The sequence below is a fragment of the Vibrio sp. Vb0598 genome (assembly GCF_033338935.1).
Lineage (GTDB): Bacteria > Pseudomonadota > Gammaproteobacteria > Enterobacterales > Vibrionaceae > Vibrio > Vibrio alginolyticus.
Map to the genome: position 1 here is coordinate 1 of NZ_JAWOTP010000222.1, position 1,143 is coordinate 1,143.

Genomic DNA, 1,143 nt, shown 5'->3' on the forward strand with positions numbered 1-1,143 from the left:
CAAAGTGAACAAAAACCCTATGATTACCTTCTCTGATATTCAGTTACTGCGTGGCGGTAAACCTCTTTTAGACCAAGCATCGGCAACCATTCACCCAGGTGACAAAGTGGGTCTGGTTGGCAAAAACGGCTGTGGTAAATCGACCTTATTTGCTCTACTGAAAGATGAACTGTCGATTGACGCGGGCTCGTTCAGCCAACCTCAGCATTGGGAATTGGCGTGGGTAGCGCAGGAAACACCTGCTTTAGAACGCAGCGCACTGGAATACGTCATTGATGGTGATCGCGAATACCGTGGTCTTGAGCAACAGCTAGCGGTTGCCGAAGAAAAAGACAACGGTACGCTGGTGGCAGAAATTCACGGCAAGATCGAAACCATTGGCGGTTATAGCATCCGTGCCCGTGCGGCAGAATTGCTTGACGGCCTTGGCTTTAGCCAAGAACAGATGAGCTGGAACTTAACTCAGTTCTCTGGTGGTTGGCGTATGCGCCTTAACTTGGCTCAAGCACTATTGTGTCGTTCCGATCTACTACTGCTCGACGAACCAACCAACCACTTGGATTTGGACGCCGTAATGTGGCTAGAACGCTGGCTGCAAAACTACCCTGGCACACTGATCTTGATCTCGCACGACCGAGATTTCCTAGATCCGATCGTTGGTCGCATCATCCACATAGAAAACCAACAGCTGAACGAATACACGGGCAACTATTCGTCATTCGAAAATCAACGTGCGCAAAAAATGATGCTGCAACAAGCGATGTTCGAGAAACAACAAAAGCAAATGTCGCACATGCAAAGCTACATCGACCGCTTCCGCTACAAAGCGTCGAAAGCGCGCCAAGCGCAAAGCCGAATCAAAGCGCTAGAACGCATGGAAAAAGTCTTGCCCGCGCAGTTCGATAACCCATTCAGCTTTGAATTCCGTCAACCAGCTGCGCTGCCAAATCCAATCATGATGATGGACGACGTATCGGCAGGTTACGGCGACAACCTAATTTTAGAAAAGATTCGTCTGAACTTAGTACCGGGCAGCCGTATTGGTTTGCTTGGCCGCAACGGCGCAGGTAAATCGACCTTAATCAAACTACTTTCAGGTGAACTTAAAGCGCAAGGCGGCGATCTCACCTATTCGCAAGGCGT

General features: G+C 49.5%; 1 protein-coding gene. It reads left to right on the plus strand.

Going from position 1 to position 1,143, the window contains the following annotated elements; genetic code table 11:
• Positions 1 to 19: 19 nt before the first annotated feature.
• A partial coding sequence (locus R7Q38_RS24240) for an ATP-binding cassette domain-containing protein (RefSeq protein WP_318114622.1) occupies positions 20 to 1,143 on the plus strand: 1,124 nt, incomplete at its 3' end.